The organism is Paenibacillus sp. J31R98 (assembly GCF_056269245.1).
This window is the reverse complement of the sequence record NZ_JBWDNO010000002.1, coordinates 55,527-72,078: the sequence shown is the minus strand read 5'-3', so window position 1 is coordinate 72,078 and position 16,552 is coordinate 55,527. Positions and strand designations below refer to the sequence as shown.

17 protein-coding genes are annotated in these 16,552 nt (G+C 52.3%); 10 read left to right on the top strand and 7 right to left on the bottom strand.

Translation table 11 applies throughout. The features are described from left to right. Positions 1-10: 10 nt before the first annotated feature. The gene (locus AC0YNX_RS08595; RefSeq protein ID WP_475815276.1) at positions 11-907 is read right to left on the bottom strand and encodes a LysR family transcriptional regulator; all 897 of its coding nucleotides are present in this window, start codon (positions 905-907) and stop codon (positions 11-13) included. Positions 908-1,009: 102 nt separating this feature from the next. Here AC0YNX_RS08595 and aroC point away from each other — a divergent pair, with 102 nt between their 5' ends. The 3 genes from aroC (at position 1,010) to AC0YNX_RS08580 (ending at position 3,608) form a co-directional block, all read left to right on the top strand. Then, a complete protein-coding gene (gene aroC / locus AC0YNX_RS08590) occupies positions 1,010-2,065 on the top strand; it encodes a chorismate synthase (RefSeq protein WP_475815275.1) in 1,056 nt (351 codons plus the stop codon). 86 nt (positions 2,066-2,151) lie between these two features. Continuing rightward, positions 2,152-2,919, top strand: a complete 768-nt coding sequence (locus AC0YNX_RS08585; RefSeq protein ID WP_475815274.1) for an AAA family ATPase — start codon at positions 2,152-2,154, stop codon at positions 2,917-2,919. 29 nt (positions 2,920-2,948) lie between these two features. Continuing rightward, the gene (locus tag AC0YNX_RS08580; protein WP_475816208.1) at positions 2,949-3,608 is read left to right on the top strand and encodes an HAD family hydrolase; all 660 of its coding nucleotides are present in this window, start codon (positions 2,949-2,951) and stop codon (positions 3,606-3,608) included. A 374-nt stretch (positions 3,609-3,982) separates the two neighbouring features. On the opposite strand, the gene AC0YNX_RS08575 is transcribed toward AC0YNX_RS08580, so the two are convergent. From AC0YNX_RS08575 to AC0YNX_RS08560, 4 genes are all read right to left on the bottom strand, one after another. Further along, entirely contained in the window at positions 3,983-4,309 is a 327-nt protein-coding gene (locus AC0YNX_RS08575; RefSeq protein ID WP_475815273.1) for a hypothetical protein, read from the bottom strand. A 105-nt stretch (positions 4,310-4,414) separates the two neighbouring features. Next, positions 4,415-5,251 (bottom strand): ABC transporter permease, encoded by an 837-nt coding sequence (locus AC0YNX_RS08570; RefSeq protein ID WP_475815272.1) that lies wholly within the window; start codon positions 5,249-5,251, stop codon positions 4,415-4,417. Next, a complete protein-coding gene (locus tag AC0YNX_RS08565) occupies positions 5,248-6,033 on the bottom strand; it encodes an ABC transporter ATP-binding protein (RefSeq protein ID WP_475816207.1) in 786 nt (261 codons plus the stop codon). The genes AC0YNX_RS08570 and AC0YNX_RS08565 overlap by 4 nt, the downstream gene beginning before the upstream one ends. A gap of 89 nt (positions 6,034-6,122) precedes the next feature. Continuing rightward, entirely contained in the window at positions 6,123-7,127 is a 1,005-nt protein-coding gene (locus AC0YNX_RS08560) for an ABC transporter substrate-binding protein (RefSeq protein WP_475815271.1), read from the bottom strand. A 175-nt stretch (positions 7,128-7,302) separates the two neighbouring features. On the opposite strand from AC0YNX_RS08560, the gene AC0YNX_RS08555 reads away from it, so the two are divergent. The 4 genes from AC0YNX_RS08555 (at position 7,303) to AC0YNX_RS08540 (ending at position 11,621) form a co-directional block, all read left to right on the top strand. Continuing rightward, a complete protein-coding gene (locus tag AC0YNX_RS08555) occupies positions 7,303-8,142 on the top strand; it encodes a phytanoyl-CoA dioxygenase family protein (protein WP_475815270.1) in 840 nt (279 codons plus the stop codon). 96 nt (positions 8,143-8,238) lie between these two features. Beyond that, a complete protein-coding gene (locus tag AC0YNX_RS08550; protein ID WP_475815269.1) occupies positions 8,239-8,598 on the top strand; it encodes a hypothetical protein in 360 nt (119 codons plus the stop codon). 123 nt (positions 8,599-8,721) lie between these two features. Further along, complete coding sequence (locus AC0YNX_RS08545; protein WP_475815268.1) at positions 8,722-9,822, top strand: alanine racemase; 1,101 nt, start codon at positions 8,722-8,724, stop codon at positions 9,820-9,822. Between the two features lie 962 nt (positions 9,823-10,784). Further along, positions 10,785-11,621 carry an alpha/beta hydrolase gene (locus AC0YNX_RS08540; protein ID WP_475815267.1) on the top strand — a complete coding sequence of 279 codons (837 nt, stop codon included), beginning with the start codon at positions 10,785-10,787 and terminating at the stop codon, positions 11,619-11,621. A 70-nt stretch (positions 11,622-11,691) separates the two neighbouring features. Here the strand turns inward: AC0YNX_RS08540 and AC0YNX_RS08535 are convergent, their stop codons facing one another. After that, positions 11,692-11,862 (bottom strand): hypothetical protein, encoded by a 171-nt coding sequence (locus tag AC0YNX_RS08535; RefSeq protein WP_475815266.1) that lies wholly within the window; start codon positions 11,860-11,862, stop codon positions 11,692-11,694. 163 nt (positions 11,863-12,025) lie between these two features. On the opposite strand from AC0YNX_RS08535, the gene AC0YNX_RS08530 reads away from it, so the two are divergent. Genes AC0YNX_RS08530 through AC0YNX_RS08520 form a run of 3 tightly spaced genes read left to right on the top strand, consistent with a single transcriptional unit; the run spans position 12,026 to position 14,897 of the window. Continuing rightward, positions 12,026-12,463: a helix-turn-helix domain-containing protein gene (locus AC0YNX_RS08530; protein WP_475815265.1), complete on the top strand. Its 438-nt coding sequence runs from the start codon at positions 12,026-12,028 to the stop codon at positions 12,461-12,463. A 25-nt stretch (positions 12,464-12,488) separates the two neighbouring features. Beyond that, positions 12,489-13,952, top strand: a complete 1,464-nt coding sequence (locus AC0YNX_RS08525) for an MFS transporter (protein WP_475815264.1) — start codon at positions 12,489-12,491, stop codon at positions 13,950-13,952. Between the two features lie 60 nt (positions 13,953-14,012). Further along, positions 14,013-14,897, top strand: a complete 885-nt coding sequence (locus AC0YNX_RS08520) for a DMT family transporter (protein ID WP_475815263.1) — start codon at positions 14,013-14,015, stop codon at positions 14,895-14,897. A gap of 51 nt (positions 14,898-14,948) precedes the next feature. On the opposite strand, the gene AC0YNX_RS08515 is transcribed toward AC0YNX_RS08520, so the two are convergent. Beyond that, positions 14,949-16,481, bottom strand: a complete 1,533-nt coding sequence (locus AC0YNX_RS08515) for a peptidase G2 autoproteolytic cleavage domain-containing protein (protein WP_475815262.1) — start codon at positions 16,479-16,481, stop codon at positions 14,949-14,951. Between the last annotated feature and the right edge of the window lie 71 nt (positions 16,482-16,552).

Genomic DNA, 16,552 nt, shown 5'->3' with positions numbered 1-16,552 from the left:
GCTGGCAGCTTTATTTTGCAGAGCCTTCAATCCGCTCAAGGAAAGCCGTCGCTGCAGCCGTCATGGTCGAGCTTCGCATCGTGGCAACTCCAATCTCTCCCTCAGGCAATGGAACCTCCGTCTTCAGCTCAAATAACACGCCAGCCTCAATGAACCGGCTCACAGAGTGATAAGGAACAAACGCTGCTCCATATCCGCGACGCGCAAATTCGATTAATAGATCGATACTGTTTAATTCAATATCGCTAGTCGGAGTATAGCCTTGACTCGTAAACCACTGCTCGATGACTCGCCTTGTCGCACTGCTAGGTGATAGCATCAGCAGCGGCAGCTTGAGCAGAGCTTCCGTTGAAACGGGTGCCTCAAGAAACGATTGGAACGCATTGCTTACAACGAAGCAGTTGCGCACGGAAGCGAGCGGATTAACCTCAATCTCTGGATCATGGACCGGGAGATGAACGAAGGCGATTTCTAGCGTTCGATTCTTGAGTTGACGCACAAGTTCCTTCGACTGCTCTGCAACTAAACGGATGCGAATCTCCGGGAAATCAGCATGGAACTGATCGAGCGCCGGAAGCACTGTTTCTTTCAGTATCGTACCGCTCGCGCCAATCCGAAGTAGCCCAGACTTGAATTGCTTCACAAGCTGCAGTTCATTCTCGCCTCGATCGAACTGTGTGAAAGCCCGATCTACATATTCGAAGAGAAGCTGCCCCTCATAGGTTAGCTTCACGCCTTTGGATAGACGATCGAACAAGACAACGTTCAGCGCTTCTTCTAATTGCTTAATAGCATAGCTCGCTGAAGGCTGCGTTATGTGCAGCTTCTGTGCGGCTTTGGTTACGTTGCCATATTGGGCTGCATACAGGAAGATGCGGTACCACTCCGTATTAATCATCGTTGACATAGTTCCTCTCTATGACAAAGCATCAATATTTCGATTTCTTTTATTTCAATTATAGATCTAAAATATAGAAAACGATAGTGATGATGACAAGGGGATAGGATTATGGCAGCGAACTCGTTTGGAGAACGATTCAGAATTACGACATTCGGCGAATCACATGGCGAGGCGGTTGGCGTTATCGTTGACGGTGTGACACCGGGCTTGGAAATAGATGAGGCATACATTCAAATTCAGATGGACCGAAGAAAGCCGGGACAATCGTCCGTAACGACACCCCGGAAGGAATACGACCATGTCCATATCGTATCGGGCGTGTATGAGGGGCGAGCAACAGGTACGCCGCTGACTATTATTCTGTACAACAAAGATATGCGTCCGGAAGCCTATGACGATATTAAGCATAGTTACCGGCCAGGTCATGCGGATTTTACGTATATGCAGAAGTATGGTCTTCGCGATCATCGAGGCAGCGGCCGGGCATCTGGGCGGGAGACGGCGGGCAGAGTAGCTGCAGGCGCTGTTGCGCGTAAGCTTCTCGAACAGAGGGGCATCTCGATAGTTGCGTATTCCAAAGAAATCGGCGGCATTGCGTGTGCCAGCTTCTCCGAGGAAGAGATCGAGCGAAATGCAGTAAGAGCCGCCGACCCGATCGCCGCTCAATTAATGATTGAGAGAATCGAGCACTTAGCTTCGATTGGCGATAGCTGCGGAGGCATCGTGGAATGCAGAATCCGCGGGCTTTCTGCCGGAATTGGCGAGCCTGTCTTTGACAAGCTTGATGCGGAGCTTGCACGGGCAATGGTATCCATCGGTGCTGTAAAAGGAATTGAGTTTGGCGCGGGCTTCGAAGCTGCGAGGATGCAAGGAAGCGAGCATAACGATGCGATGTGCGCAAGTGGATTCTTGAGCAACCATGCAGGGGGAATTCTAGGCGGTATCAGCACGGGCGCGGACATCGTCTTCCGGGTTGCGGTCAAGCCAACTTCATCGATATCCGTTCCTCAGCAAACCATAGGGGAGAACGGGGAGGAGCAGACCATCGTGACTAGAGGCAGGCATGATCCATGTATCTGCCCAAGAATTGTACCGGTGGTTGAAGCGATGGCATGTCTTGTTCTTGAAGATCAGATTAAGCGGCAAGACGCTATGCATGCTTAGAATAATAGAGGAATGATTTCCAAATAAATACGGTGTGTGATAATGTATTCGCATAAATCACTTCCTACTGAAGGAGGATGCACAACATGCCTTCACGTATTTATGAGCAGGATACGTTTCTACGTTCAATCGAGCTGGAGCGGGAGCGTGTTTCCAGTTATGCCGAATATCCGTTTCATCTTGGCGCGATTAAGCATCTCGAACGACTGGAGTTTCATCCCAAGGTGACGTACATTGTCGGCGAGAACGGAATGGGCAAGTCCACTTTGATGGAGGCTATCGCCGTTGCATGGGGCTTCAATCCAGAGGGCGGGACGAAGAATTTCACGTTCTCGACGCATGCTTCGCATTCGAATTTGTTCGAGTACATTCGGCTCGTGCGCGGGCTTAAGAAAGCAAGAGACGGCTTCTTCTTCCGTGCGGAGAGCTATTACAATCTGGCGAGCAATATTGATGCGCTGGACAAAGAGCCGGGATTGGGAGCTTCAGTGATAGACTCCTATGGCGGCAAGTCGCTGCACGAACAGTCGCATGGCGAGTCGTTCTTCGCGACCTTCATGAACCGCTTCGGCGGCAACGGTCTCTATATATTGGACGAGCCGGAAGCGGCGCTGTCTCCTTTTCGCCAGATGGCCATGTTGTCGAATATGCACGAGCTGATTCAGCAGAACTCGCAGTTCATCATCTCGACTCACTCGCCGATTCTGATGGCATATCCAGAGTCAACCATTTATTATTTGACGACGGACGGTATAGAGACGAGAACGCTGGAGCAAACGGATCATTACATCATTATGAAAGAGTTCCTGAATAATAAGGAGCGCATGCTGCGCGAGCTCCTGGTAGATGAATAGCACGACATGTGACAAAGGGAGTGATTCGAATAACAATCCAAGCCGTGCTATTTGATTTGGACGGAACATTGCTTGACCGTCACTCCTCTCTACTAGCATTCGTGAGAGACCAATGGCATCGATATTCAGAGCTGCAGATCGTGGATACAGAGAGCTACGTTAGACGCTTTATTGAACTCGATAATCATGGTTATGTATGGAAAGACAACGTATATCGACAGATGCTTGAAGAGTTTTCTATTAGTCATTTAGATTGGACCTTGCTTTTGAATGATTATGTGACAAACTTCCAAAAGCATTGTATCGGTTTTCCAAACCTGTTAAGTATGCTCGTACAGTTGAAGGAGCATGGCATCAAGCTCGCTTTGATCTCTAACGGATTTGGTCAATTCCAATATGATAACTTCAAAGCGCTGCACGTCGAACCTTATTTCGATGAAGTGCTCATCTCCGAATGGGAAGGGCTGCGGAAGCCTGACCAAGCGATCTTTCATCGCGCGCTAGCTAAACTTGGGGTATCGGCTGAGAACTCTCTCTTCGTTGGAGACCATCCTGATAACGATATAAGAGCCAGTCGAAACGCCGGAATGAAGGCAGTTTGGAAACGAAATCAGCAGTTCGAGCCAGTCGATGATGCTGACGAAATCATTGACGATCTGGGAGAGCTAGTCCGTATTGTGCTGGCATAAACGGCAGGTGTGCTAAAGAACTCCAGCGGTGCTAAGGAACCTCAGACACGCTATTCACGCAAAATTGCCGTGCTGGGAATTCTAAGGAACCTCAGACACCTTATTCCACCGAATCGAGCCTGGTTCCAGTGGAAATCGGCCAAATAAGAACGCTGGAGTTCGTTAGAATGGAGAAGGGGCTATTTTCGAGTAAATAAGCGCTGCTGAGTTCGTTAGAAGGTTTGCACCAATAAAAATAAGCCGCCCCGAGAAAGGCAGCCCGATACAAATAACACAATTCGATTACTTCGGGATTATCCGCAGCGCGTTGGAGCTGAGTCCTTACTTTCTTTCTTCCACCGCGTTGGCGCTGCGCATTTCCCTTCCGATTATCGTTATTTCCGCTTCTTCCGCCACGTACTTGACTCCGCGCCGACTACTTTTCCCGCACCAGCGCGGTGCCTGCTTCCGGCAGCCTTCGTTTTCCCCTGTGCGCTGCCTTTACCCTTCGCTTTGCCTTTCCGCTTAGCAGTCGCCGTACCGATCCCGTCATCGACCCCGCTCTCGGCTCCGGTTCCAGTCCCGACTTCGTCCGTATCCGTACTTTGCTCACTCGCATTCTCGTTTATGTCTGAAATCTCCGAGATATCTACCGCATCCCCGATGAAAACAATGCCTTCGTTCCTAACGATGACGACTTTCCCAATCCAGCAGAATGGCACATCAACCAGCGTCCTTCTTCAAGAGTTTTCCACTCACATACTCTAGGAATATGCTCGTACTCTTGCAGAAGCATTGGCGTATCTAGCGGGTACAAGCGCCTTTTTTCAGCGCTTCTTCACAATTCTCGCTTCAATAGCAGCAACAATCTGATACATAATGGTAGCCACTGCCGCGATAATGAACAGACTGCTGATCACTAACGTGAAGTTGAACACTTGAAATCCGTAGATGATCAAGTAGCCCAGCCCTTCCTTCGCGACAAGAAACTCTCCAACGATTACACCCACCCAAGCGAGGCCGACATTGACCTTTAACGTCGAGATAATAGCAGGGAAGGAGGCTGGAAGAATGACTTTCAAGAACGATTGTGTTCTCGTCGCTCCGAAGATGCGAACGACCTTCACATAGTTCGGGTCGACCTCCTTGAAGGCCGTATAGATTACCAGTGTCGTGATGATGACCGTAATGGATAGTATGGTTGCAATAATCGAGAGAATACCTGAGCCGAGCGCGACGATGAACAGCGGTCCAAGCGCCACCTTCGGCAGCGAATTGAGGACAACGAGGTACGGATCGAGCACTCTCGCCAGAAAAGGACTCCACCAGATCAGCGTTGCGAGAATAAGACCGCTAAGCGTCCCTAGAATAAAGCCGGCGATGGTCTCAGCTACCGTGACGCCGATATGAGGAAGTAGAGAGCCGTCGAGAGCTTTGTCGTACAGCAGACGGAAGATTTTGCTCGGATAACTGAATAAGAAGACGTCGATCCACTTCAGCCTCCCTGCGCATTCCCACAAGCCAAGGAAGAGAACGAGGAGCAGGATGCGGGCAATAAGTACGTAGAGCTTCTCCTTGTTACGCGCTTTCTTATAGGCTTGATAGAGCTGTGCAGGATCGGTTGCGACTTGCTGAGGTTGTTGATTTGAATTCGATGCGTTCATAGCGACGGTTTGCTCCTCTCCATTTGTTCAAAGGCTTGCCATACGAGGCGAAAATACGGCTGAAATCCGTCTTGCTCACGCGCCTGAGTTGGCAGCAAGTCAGCGAGGCTCGAAGGAATGTCCAATTCCTTGTAGACAGTCCCCGGATTCGGCGCCAGGATGATGACCCGGTCGCTCATCGCAATCGCTTCGGCAATGTCGTGGGTGACAAGCAGCGAGGTTTTGCGGTGTTTCCTCAGCGTCTCGCAGATCAAATTCTCCAGCTGCAGCTTCGTCTGAAAATCAAGCGCGGAGAACGGTTCATCCAGAAACAGCACATCCGGTTCCGTCGCAAGCGTCCGCACGAGCGCAACCCGCTGGCGCATCCCGCCTGACAGCTCGCTCGGATAGCTGCCCGCATGGGCGCTTAATCCCATCTCATCGAGCAAATGCAGCGCATACTCGCGCTTGGCTGGCGTTACCTGTCCCATCAGTTCGAGCCCAATCATTATGTTCTCGCGGATGGTCCGCCATGGAAACAGATAATCCTGCTGCAGCATGTAGCCAACTCTTGGCGTTGGACCATTCACCGGCTGACCGAACAGCCGAACGCTGCCTTCCGACGGTGCTATTAAGCCTGCGATAATGGACAGCAGCGTCGTCTTGCCGCAGCCGCTCGGACCGACGAGCGATACGAACTCGCCGGCTTCCACGCTGAGCTGAATCTGCTTCAGCGCGAGTTTGGCGCCATGCTCATTTACATAAACATGCGAAACATGATTGACTTCTACAGCACTTGTCATGCCTGTCACTCCTTCGGAATGAGGAAAGAAGCCGCGCGGGCTGCTAGCTGGCGGCTTCAATAAGCTCCTCATGAAGCTGCTTATTTCGCTTATTTGACTTCTTTGATCGCTTTCTCTGCATACGAGTTATCGACGAGCTTGCCGAAATCGGAAGGTTCTTTCAGCTCGCCGGCTTGCATCATAATGTCTTGCAGGTTCGCCCATTCCTTGCTGTCAATAATTGGATCGGTAGCGAAGGAGCCTTGATCCTTATACCGCTTGACAACTCCGCGAATGAGGTTAATGTCCGTATCCGGGAAGAAAGGAGCGACAGCATCGGCAATTTCATTGACACTATGCTCTTCCACCCACAGCTGGCCTCTGTATACTGCGTTCGTGAACTTTTGGACAGTGTCTGCATTGTTCTTCATGTAACTGCTCTTCGTCATGTAAGCCGTGTATGGCAGGTGTCCGCTCTCGGTACCGAACGATGCGACAACATAACCTTTGCCTTGCTGCTCCAGCATCGTTGCTGATGGCTCGAACAATTGCACGAACTGCTCATCGCCGGACGTGAACGCCGGAACGATATTCGCGAATTCAACGTTCTGGATAAGCTCCAGATCGTTCTGCGGGTCGATGCCATGTTTCTTCAGCACGAACTCGCCTGCCATCTGCGGCATGCCGCCTTTGCGCTGGCCGAGGAACTTGGAGCCCTTCAGCATATCCCAAGTAAAGTTCTCGATCGGCGTACGCGAGATGAGGAACGTGCCATCAGTCTGTGTCAGCTGAGCGAAGTTGATGATCGGGTCATCGGAGCCTTGCAAGGAAACGTAGACCGATGTCTCGGAACCAACCAGTGCAACGTCAATGTTGCCGCTGAGGAGCGCCGTCATGGTTTTGTCGCCGCCCGGCGTCGTTGTCAGCTCGACATCCAGCCCTTCATCCTCGAAATACCCATTCGTAATGGCTACGTATTGCGGTGCGTAGAAGATGGAGCGCGTCACCTCTCCGATGCGAACCTTCGTCGCTTCTGTTTTCTTGCCGCTGCAGCCTGCCAGCAGTAATGTAAGCATGACAGCGATGGCAGTCAGCACGATAAATGCTTTTTTCAATCTGATCCCTCCAGCGATTTCTATACAGGTAGTTCCATGCTATGCATGAGCCCAGAAAGGGTGAAAGGTGTGCTGCTATATAAATGGAAAAAAGTGAGAAATAATTCTCGTAAGCGCAACCAAAACGGTTTATGATAGAGGGGTACAATCCATTATTGGCAGGAGGGAATCGAAGTTGAACCAATCGTGTTTGAACTACGCACTCACCGCTGAGGAACGGAAGACCTTTGAAGAAACAGGCTATCTGATTGTCGAAGACGCACTTTCACCGGAACAAGTGACCGGGCTGACAGCTGAATTTGACCGCATCTATGAGCGTAAGCTCAGTGAGGGTCATGACCCGAAGACGGCATTGTTCTATCCGAATTTCATCCCCGATCATGAATCGTTCTTATCGCTCGTTGATTATGAGAAAGTATTGCCGAAGGTATGGGGCATTCTTGGCTGGAATATCTACTTGTACCATGCGCATATGATTGCGACGCCGCCATCAGGCCAGTCCAAAAATGACGGCACATTCGGATGGCATCAAGACAGCGGCCGAGTGAATCGAGAGATCGAGTCGCATCCGCGTCCAAGGCTGTCGCTCAAGGTTGCTTATTTCTTATCCGACGTATCTGAGCCGGACCGCGGCAACTTCTGGGTCGTTCCAGGCAGCCATCTTCGCGATGAAATCGAAATTCCTGTCGATCGCCATGGACAGCCAGAAGGGGCCATTCCGGTATGCGTGAAGCCCGGATCAGCGGTATTCTTCGATCGGCGTCTATGGCATGCCGGTACTCCGAACTGGTCGAGCGAGCTGACGCGCAAAGTGCTGTTCTACGGTTACGGGTATCGCTGGCTCCGCACGAAGGATGACATGACCGTCTCGCATCTGTGGGAACAGAGCGATCCGATCCGTCGCCAGCTGCTTGGCGCCGGGGTGAACTGTAACGGCTACTATACGCCGACAGACGAGGATGTACCCTTGCGGGCATGGTTGAAAGAGCATCAGCCGGAGCTTGTTCAGAGTTAATCGGATATCGAATAAGATTGCATCGTTCCCCGCGCAACTTTTCGGCCGAACGTTCGTAAGCAAGATATTAAGAAATGTAAAGCATGGGGATAGGGTATGTTTAAATCACTCATTGGAGCAGCTTTCGTATGTACGATGCTGCTTGCGTCTTGCGGGAATGAAGCAGCACCGCCGCCAACCGTGAAACAGGCCGGGGATTTGCGTACAGAGCAGGATCAGAGCATCTCTTTCCAGCAGCAAGTTGTCCCAATTCTGGAACAGCTGGTAGAGAAGTACTATCACGGGAACGAAGCGGAATTTAACGCACAGACGGATCTCTACTTTGATGATCAGGAAGTGGATGATCCGCATCTCGTTTTTCTTCTGAAACAGAAGGAATCCAGCGTGTTTCAAGCTTTTCACAAGGAAATAGAGGCGAAGCTCAAGAATCAGGTTATTTTTAAAGCTGCGTCTTAGAAGGGATAGTGCCGTTCGGTCGCTGGAATGTCGTGAGAATCCAATGTGCTGCATAGAAGTGAAGTGTAAGTGTAGTGCATTCTAGGTTGCTCAATGACAAAGAAAGGCTTCGGTGACCTTCCTATGAACAAAAGCGAACTGGATACGCCTTACGTGCTTATCGAACTTGATGCCGTAGATCGCAACATTGCGAGAATGCAGGATATTGCTGATCGTGCGGGGGTATCGCTTCGTCCGCACGCCAAGACGCATAAGCTGCCGGTGCTTGCTCACAAGCAAATTGAAGCAGGCGCAGTCGGCGTAACCGTTGCGAAGCTCGGCGAAGCGGAAGTGATGGTAGCGGGCGGTGTCCGCGATATTCTGATCGCGTATCCCATCGTCGGGGAGAAGAAGCTTGAACGACTCATTCGACTAGTCAAGCATGTCAACGTTACGGTTGCGGTTGACAGCTATGCGGTTGCGGAAGCGATATCAGAGGCAGCGCTCGAGGCGAACTTGACGATCGGCGTTCTCCTCGAGTTTGACTGCGGATTCCGCCGCGTCGGGCTGGGGGCCGGAGAGCCGGTGCTGGAGCTTGCGATGCAGCTGGTTCAGCTGCCGGGCATCGAGATCAAGGGCATCATGACCTTCGGCGGGCAAGTGTATCAGGCGGCCGATGAGCTAGAACTGCGCCGGTTCGCGCGGGAGGAAGGGCAGGCAGCGGCCGATACGGCGCAGCTGCTGAACGATCAAGGGATAGCTGCCGATATCGTGAGCGTCGGCTCATCTCCGGGTTCGCCATATACCGCGCCTGTGCAGGGAGTGACGGAACTGCGGCCAGGAACTTATATTTTCGGAGATCTGATGCAGGTCGCTCTTGGTGCTCAGTCATTGGAAGATTGTGCTTTAACCGTGAAGGTGACGGTCGTCAGCAGGCCTGAACCTGGCAGAGCCGTCATTGATGCTGGAACCAAGGTGTTCACCTCAGATGGGGAAGCCTCACCGATAGGGACCGGCAAAGGTTACGTCGTCGGCCATCCGGGGATCAAGCTCACGTGGATGACAGAAGAGCACGGTATGCTGGAGCTCGATGAGAGCGAGCAGTCGCTTGCGATTGGCGACACGCTTGAGATCGTGCCCGTTCACTGCTGCGCCGTCATGAACATGGTTGACGAAGTTGCGGCCGTTCGCGGCGAAGTGATCGAAGCGTTCTGGGTTGTTCAGGGGCGTGGGAAGTCGAGATAGCTTATGTCGGAGCAAGGTTTTAGAGTGTAGAGAAACCCACCGTTTGAAACTGAAACGGTGGGTTTTCTTTCTATATCTATCTCGATATCGGCACCTTGGCGAAGCTGAGAGTTCAAAATTCGAACGCTCAGCAAGGAAATTGGCCGATGGGCTGCTCTGAGAGTGTAATCAGGTGCTGAGAGAGGAAATACCCGCTCTCGGTGAGCGAAAATAGCGAAAACAGGGCTGAGAGACGGAAAAACCTCTCTCAGAAGGAGAAAACTGTTCCTCAATCTGAAATTCTGCGCTGAGAGAGGAAATACCCGCTCTCGGTCAGCGAAAATAGCAAAAACAGGGCTGAGAGAGGAAAAAACCTCTCTCAGCGGGTAATCGAGCGCCATCCGTGGGTTATAGAAAAATGCTGTGACATCGAATATGATCACGTACCTCCAGCGTGGTGATCCCCTCGGTAAAACCTCGCGAAAAAGAAACTGAGAGAACCTATACGTGCTCTCAGCCTCCAAAATGCTCCGAAATCCCGCTGAGAGAACAAATATGTGCTCTCAGCGCCGAGATTGAACAAACTAACCGATAATCTGTGCCTGAGAGAACGAATACGTGCACTCAGCGTCCTCAATACGCCGAAATCCCGCTGAGAGAACGAATGCGTGCTCTCGACTTCCTAAATGCACCGAGAGCCCACTGAGGGAGACGATACATAATCGATCCGCGTGTAGCCAAAAGGAGTCGGATGCAAGCATTAGCTACCAATACTTATCCGGATTGCCGCGCAGGCAGCGAGCGCTGCTCAGCATCGATGGGTTACCTTCCCAGCGTTGGCAGGAGAAGTGGGTTTTTGCTTACAACATCGTCTATTTATTCGCCATATGGGATAGCTATATGAAGGCCAAACGAAAATCCATTGCATCCAGAATGGCGGCGCGTTAAGATTCTAGTAAATTCAATTACTAGGAGTGTCACTCATGACGATTAGCGTTCCTGTGCCTTGGAGAGAAGTTCTTAATGACGAGGCCACTCATACCATTACTGGTGATGTCCGGATTATGGAAGCATTCCCGATTCCGCAGCTGCAGACGGAGCGCAGAATCTGGATTTATTTGCCGAGAAGCTACAGCGAAGGGGATCGCAGATATCCGGTCATCTATATGCATGATGGCCAGAATGTATTCAATCAAGCGACATCCTGGGGGAGCGAGTGGGGCGTCGACGAGACGTTGGAGCAATTAGGGCTGGAGGAAGCTGCGCTCGAAGCGATCGTAGTCGCTATTGATAATGGCGGTAATGAGCGCAACAATGAATACAACTTCACGATTAACGAGGAATATGGCTTCGGCGGCAAAGGACAGGCATACGCCGAGTTTCTGGCGGAGACGCTCAAGCCTTATATCGACAGCCACTACCGGACATTACCTGAACCAGAGCATACGATGCTTGTCGGAAGCTCGTTCGGTGCGTATGTCTCGTTGTATATCGCTATTCGCTATCCGGATCATTTTGGCCGAGTTGGCGGCATTTCCTTCGTCATGTGGCATGACAACGGCGCGATTATCCAATTGATCCAGCAAGCGGCACTTTCCCCAGCGCTCCGTGTCTACCTAAGCATCGGGGATCAGGAAACCGACAAGCCTGATTTCAATAAAATTGCCCATGAGCATGTTGCATTGGCAAGGGAGACATTAATAGCAGCCGGGGTACCGGAGAGCCGTGTTCGATTCGACTTCGTTGCCGGCGGAACGCATCATGAATCCACTTGGGGCAAGCTGTTTCCGCAGGTACACCGGTGGTTGCTCGAGGCATAATGCGCTTGACACAACAACAACAAGAAGGCACTCCATTCGCGGAGTGCCTTTTTCACATGTGGCTGTTCCGTTACTTCAACAGCTTCTGCAGATATGCGATTGGCGAGGAAGACGGATCCAATTCGGACAGGCCATACAAGTCACTCCAGCTGTAGATAATCAAAAATGGCAATAGACCGATGGCAACGACAGCAATAACGAATCCGATCAACAATAACCGGATTGCTTTCCCCGCGTTCATGCTTCTCATCTCCTTACGATCCTAGTCAAAATACCGCATCCATTATTATCCTATGCGAGCACAACGCGAAACTGGTAATGAATTAGCAAAAAACTTACGTTAACGTAAGTAATTTTTGTTATGATAGAGAATATGACTAATGGAAAGGAGAATCGAAGGACAGATGACGAGCGAAACACCTAAATATACGATGGAAGAAGTAACCGAGCGACTAGGCATTACGGCGAGAACACTCCATTATTACGAGGAGATTGGCCTATTGCCTGCCGTGACCCGGTCCGAAGGGCGCCATCGCTTGTTCGATGAGGCGATGCTGCAACGGATAGAGCATATTTTGAAGCTGAAGCAGGTACTTGGGGCGTCATTGGTTGAGATCCGTGAAATTATGCAAGCGGAGGAAGAGCTGGACCGCATCCGGGTGACTTATTATGGTGAAGGCGCGTCGGATGAAGAGAAGGATCGGCTGCTTGATGAGGCTGCACTGCGGCTGAAGGGGATTATTACGCATATTGACGAGAAGCTGGAGAAGCTTCAGATACTTAAGCAAGGCTTCAGTAACCGGCTCGAGCGGGCAACTCAATTAAAACAACGCTCAGAGTAAGCAAGCAGGAAGAGGGAGAGTACGAATGGATCAATCGCGAAAATGGTGGATTTTGTCTGTAACGAGCCTCGGCTCTTTACTATCCGCTCTTAATTTCAGCACACTCATTATTGCATTGCCGGATTTGCTCAAAGGGCTACATGCCACGTTGCTCCAAGCGATGTGGGTGATGCTGGCTTACATGGTTGCCCAGACCGTTATGGTTCTTATGGCAGGTTCGCTTGCTGACCGATTCGGGCGCAAAAAGATCTATATTGCTGGCATGATGTTGTTTACAATCGTTTCGTTCGTGTGCGGTTTCGCTGATCATGCGCCGCTATTGATTATCCTGAGGATTCTTCAAGGGGTCGGCGGAGCGATGGTAATGGCGAATAGTACCGCGATAGTCGCGGATGCTTTTCCAAGGGAAGAGCTTGGGAAGGCGCTTGGCATTAACATTATGGTCGTGGCTGTCGGTCAAATTATCGGACCTGTGCTCGGCGGATGGCTGACGACCGCGTTCGGTTGGGAATGGACCTTCTGGTTCAATGTGCCGTTCGGCGTTATCGGCGTCGTATGGGGCTTGCGCGTTATGGGTGTAAAAGACGACAAGATTGCCGCTCCGAAGACTGGAGGACTCGATCTCTGTGGTGTTATTACGTATGTCATCTCGGTGACCGGTCTCTTGATCGCATTGACGTGGGGGCCGATTCAAAGCTGGTTGTCGCCTGTAGTCTGGATTTCCGGAGCTGCCTTCCTCGTGTTGTTCCCAATCTTCTTAATCTGTGAGAAGAAGCATCCGAATGCGCTCTTGCATCTGCCGCTGTTCACGAACCGGATCTTCTCCTTCGGCATCGTATCCGCCACGCTCAATGCGATTGCCCGGATGGCGGTCATGTTTATGTTGATCTTCTATTTCCAAGGTGCGCTTGAGAAGGATGCACTCGTCGCTGGGATAATGACGATTCCGCTTGCAGCTGGAATGCTCGTTGTTTCGCCGCTTGCTGGCAGCCTTGGAGATAAATACGGCGAGACGATGCCGGCGACGCTTGGTTTGTTCCTCAGCATCTTCGGACTGGTAGGGCTCGCTCTCGATACCGGATTGTCGACGCCATTCTGGCATCTCGCCGTCTACATGACGATTATTAGTATCGGCTCAGGACTGTTCAACTCTCCGAACTCCAGCAGCATCATGAATGCAGCCGGGGCCAAATACCGCGGGGAAGCGTCCGGGATTCGCTCGCTCACAACGAATATGGGCATGATGCTCAGCATCGCGTTCTCCATGCCGATCGTGACGCACAGCATTCCGCATGAAGCGATGCTGGCGATATTCTCAGGAACGCAAGTTGGCATGAATGGAGATACATCGTCACTTGGCGGGTTCATTAGCGGTTTGCATGCCGTATTCTGGTTTATGGCAGCACTAATGGCGCTTGCGGCAGTGATGTCTTACATGCGTTCGAATAAGAGATCGCTCGGTCTGGGTCAGTCGGTTCATCCGAAGTAATCAGAGGAGCAAGAATTCGCAAAAGGGGATTTTATTGAAATGCCGGATCGTTCCGTTTATATGAAATTGTGGGCAGTATCGCTTCTTTGGGGCTGCAATTATGTGGCAAGCGCATATATGCTGCGCGATTTCTCGCCAATCTTCTTATCGTTTGCTCGGCTTGTTGTCATGTCGCTCTTCCTCTTGTCGGTTGCGGCAGTCAATCGTTCGATGCGATGGCCGAAGAAGCGGGAGTGGGGGCTTCTGCTGTTTGCCGGCATCTCGGGTACGCTCATTAACCAGCTATTCTATTTCACAGGCTTGCAGCATTCGACTGCTGGCAATGCGGCTTTGATTATTGCGCTGTCACCGATTGCGACGACGCTGCTGGCAAGGATTTTTCTGAAAGAAGAATTTACGCTGCCGAAGCTTGCTGGCGCTGTCGTCGCATTGACCGGCGTCATCTGCATCGTATTGTTTGGCGGCAAGGAGCTCGGCATATCAGTGGGGGACATCTACTTGCTGTTTGCAATGCTCGGGATGTCCATCAGTCTATTGTTTATCCGCAAGCTGACCATCGCGATGTCGTCTTATGAAGTGACGATCTATTCCACCGTAATTGGCACGATTCTGATGACGCCAGCGGTTGCGTATGAGGGAATTAGCGGTCAGCTGCATGGCAGCCATTATGCGCTGACGTGGCTGCTCTTGATTTCAGTAGCGGTTATCGGTCAAGGGGTGACCGGCTTCTGGTGGAACCGAGGTATTGCCGTTGTCGGGGCATCTGTGAGTGCTATGTTCATGAACATTCCGCCATTTATTGCGATTCTCGTCAGTTATTTGGTGCTTGGCGATCCGATCAAGCCTGCACAGATCGCCGGAGGGCTGTTGATTCTCGCCGGCGTTGCGCTTAGTAATATGAAGAGGCGGGCGGCTTCAACGTCGGCAGCGAGTGTGGATGTATAATAGCGAAAAGAAAGCCGCGAGCGTTAAGTTATGCTCGCGGCTTTTTGTTGATTATATGGTGAAGAGGGTGCCGAATAGGATGAGCACTTGGTTTGGAGCTGTTCGCTTGAGCACATAATATCCGCTGCCTGGTACCGTTGCAGCGGTTGCTTGGCCGTTGTCGGTTGGTTTGCATAGAGAGCCAGGTTGGCAAGACCCGTCGTCTCGGACGAGCAGCTTGCCGAGCATTCCGACTGCGACCCATTCCGGTCGACTCAGGCGCGGAATGTAGGGTTGGCTAGCGTCCCAATCGGGGTTCAACTGGGGTTGGCGCTCAGTACGCTCGGGTAGTAGTACTTGTCCGTTCCGATCGAGAAGGGCAGGGAGGATTACATCATGGTAGAGAGTTCCTCCCCATTCGTCAGTGAGGAATTTACTCGGCCAGCTTAGCTCCGCATTGCCAGAGAGAAAAGCAGGCTTACGGCTCGATACGCCTACGATGAAGGGATCGCCTGCCGTCGCGATACGGACCTTGTCGCCGGCTAAGGAGAGAAAGTAGCCGGGTTCAATATGGTTGCCGTCTATTGTCTCGAACATTTCGGCATAATCGGCGGCGGGGCTGCTGACTGCGCCGTCGATCTTGACGTCGCCGGTACTCAATATTGCGGCAGCAAGACCAGGCGCCTCGCTACTGGTGCCGTTGGCTAGATACCAAGAGTAGGATTGAGCGTTCGCAGCGCCGAATTGGCCCATGATGTGCACCCCATCGAGCAGGTTCGTCGATGTACCGAGTCCTTCCGCATGCGAGAAGGCGCTGTCCGCGACCGTGTTGACACCTTGAGCGTGCGAGGTGAAGCCGCTCGCCGTCGTAACCGCGCCTTCGGCGTGAGAGGATTGGCCGCTGGCGATGGATTGGTTGCCTTCGGCATGCGAGAGATCGCCCGTCGCCTGCGTCTGCTGCCCCTCCGCGTGGGCGGCGATGCCGGTTGCGCCGGTGAGATTGCCTTCGGCATGCGAAGCTCGTCCGCTCGCGGTGTTGGCTTCGCCTTCGGCGTGGGAAGCCTGCCCGCTAGCGACGGTCTGCAGTCCTTCGGCGTGGGAATCGAGCCCCGTCGCCTGGGTCAGTTCGCCTTCGGCATGCGCATTGAGCGCGCTTGCCGTAGTGAGTTGACCTTCCGCGTGGGAGCGGTCGCCGAGCGCGAGCGTGATTTCGCCTTCGGCGTGTGCGTAGAGGCCTAATGCAATCGTAGCGCCGCCTTCCGTATGCGAAGCGGGGCCATTCGCTTGCGTAGCGTAGCCTTCGGCATGAGCGGCGAACCCGCCCGCCGCCGAGAGGTAGCCCTCGGCGTGGGCGGCCTCGTTCGCCGCGGAGGTGTTGCGGCCTTCGGCGTGGCCGTACAGCCCATGCGCCACCGAAGCGCCGCCTTCCGCGTGGGAAGCGGGGCCGATGGCCAGCGTGGCGTAACCTTCGGTGTGCGAGGCGAAGGCGCTCGCCGTCGTTTGGAATCCCTCCGCATGGGCGGCAGTGCCACTTGCGAGGGTGTCAGAGCCCTCGGCTTCCGAGCAGCTGCCGGTTGCTTGGGCGTTGCATTCTGCCATATTCATTCCTCCTTGAGGCTATGAATCTATGAAAATGGAGTCGAGTGTTAACTCCTCGGCTACGCCATTGGTTGTCA

Excerpts from the sequence above, each read along its gene's own strand:
- AC0YNX_RS08595 (WP_475815276.1), bottom strand. The coding sequence starts at position 907 with ATGTCAACGATGATTAATACGGAGTGGTACCGCATCTTCCTGTATGCA.
- aroC (WP_475815275.1), top strand. The coding sequence starts at position 1,010 with ATGGCAGCGAACTCGTTTGGAGAACGATTCAGAATTACGACATTCGGC.
- AC0YNX_RS08585 (WP_475815274.1), top strand. The coding sequence starts at position 2,152 with ATGCCTTCACGTATTTATGAGCAGGATACGTTTCTACGTTCAATCGAG.
- AC0YNX_RS08570 (WP_475815272.1), bottom strand. The coding sequence starts at position 5,251 with ATGAACGCATCGAATTCAAATCAACAACCTCAGCAAGTCGCAACCGAT.
- AC0YNX_RS08565 (WP_475816207.1), bottom strand. The coding sequence starts at position 6,033 with ATGACAAGTGCTGTAGAAGTCAATCATGTTTCGCATGTTTATGTAAAT.
- AC0YNX_RS08550 (WP_475815269.1), top strand. The coding sequence starts at position 8,239 with ATGTTTAAATCACTCATTGGAGCAGCTTTCGTATGTACGATGCTGCTT.
- AC0YNX_RS08545 (WP_475815268.1), top strand. The coding sequence starts at position 8,722 with ATGAACAAAAGCGAACTGGATACGCCTTACGTGCTTATCGAACTTGAT.
- AC0YNX_RS08540 (WP_475815267.1), top strand. The coding sequence starts at position 10,785 with ATGACGATTAGCGTTCCTGTGCCTTGGAGAGAAGTTCTTAATGACGAG.
- AC0YNX_RS08535 (WP_475815266.1), bottom strand. The coding sequence starts at position 11,862 with ATGAACGCGGGGAAAGCAATCCGGTTATTGTTGATCGGATTCGTTATT.
- AC0YNX_RS08530 (WP_475815265.1), top strand. The coding sequence starts at position 12,026 with ATGACGAGCGAAACACCTAAATATACGATGGAAGAAGTAACCGAGCGA.
- AC0YNX_RS08525 (WP_475815264.1), top strand. The coding sequence starts at position 12,489 with ATGGATCAATCGCGAAAATGGTGGATTTTGTCTGTAACGAGCCTCGGC.
- AC0YNX_RS08520 (WP_475815263.1), top strand. The coding sequence starts at position 14,013 with ATGAAATTGTGGGCAGTATCGCTTCTTTGGGGCTGCAATTATGTGGCA.
- AC0YNX_RS08515 (WP_475815262.1), bottom strand. The coding sequence starts at position 16,481 with ATGAATATGGCAGAATGCAACGCCCAAGCAACCGGCAGCTGCTCGGAA.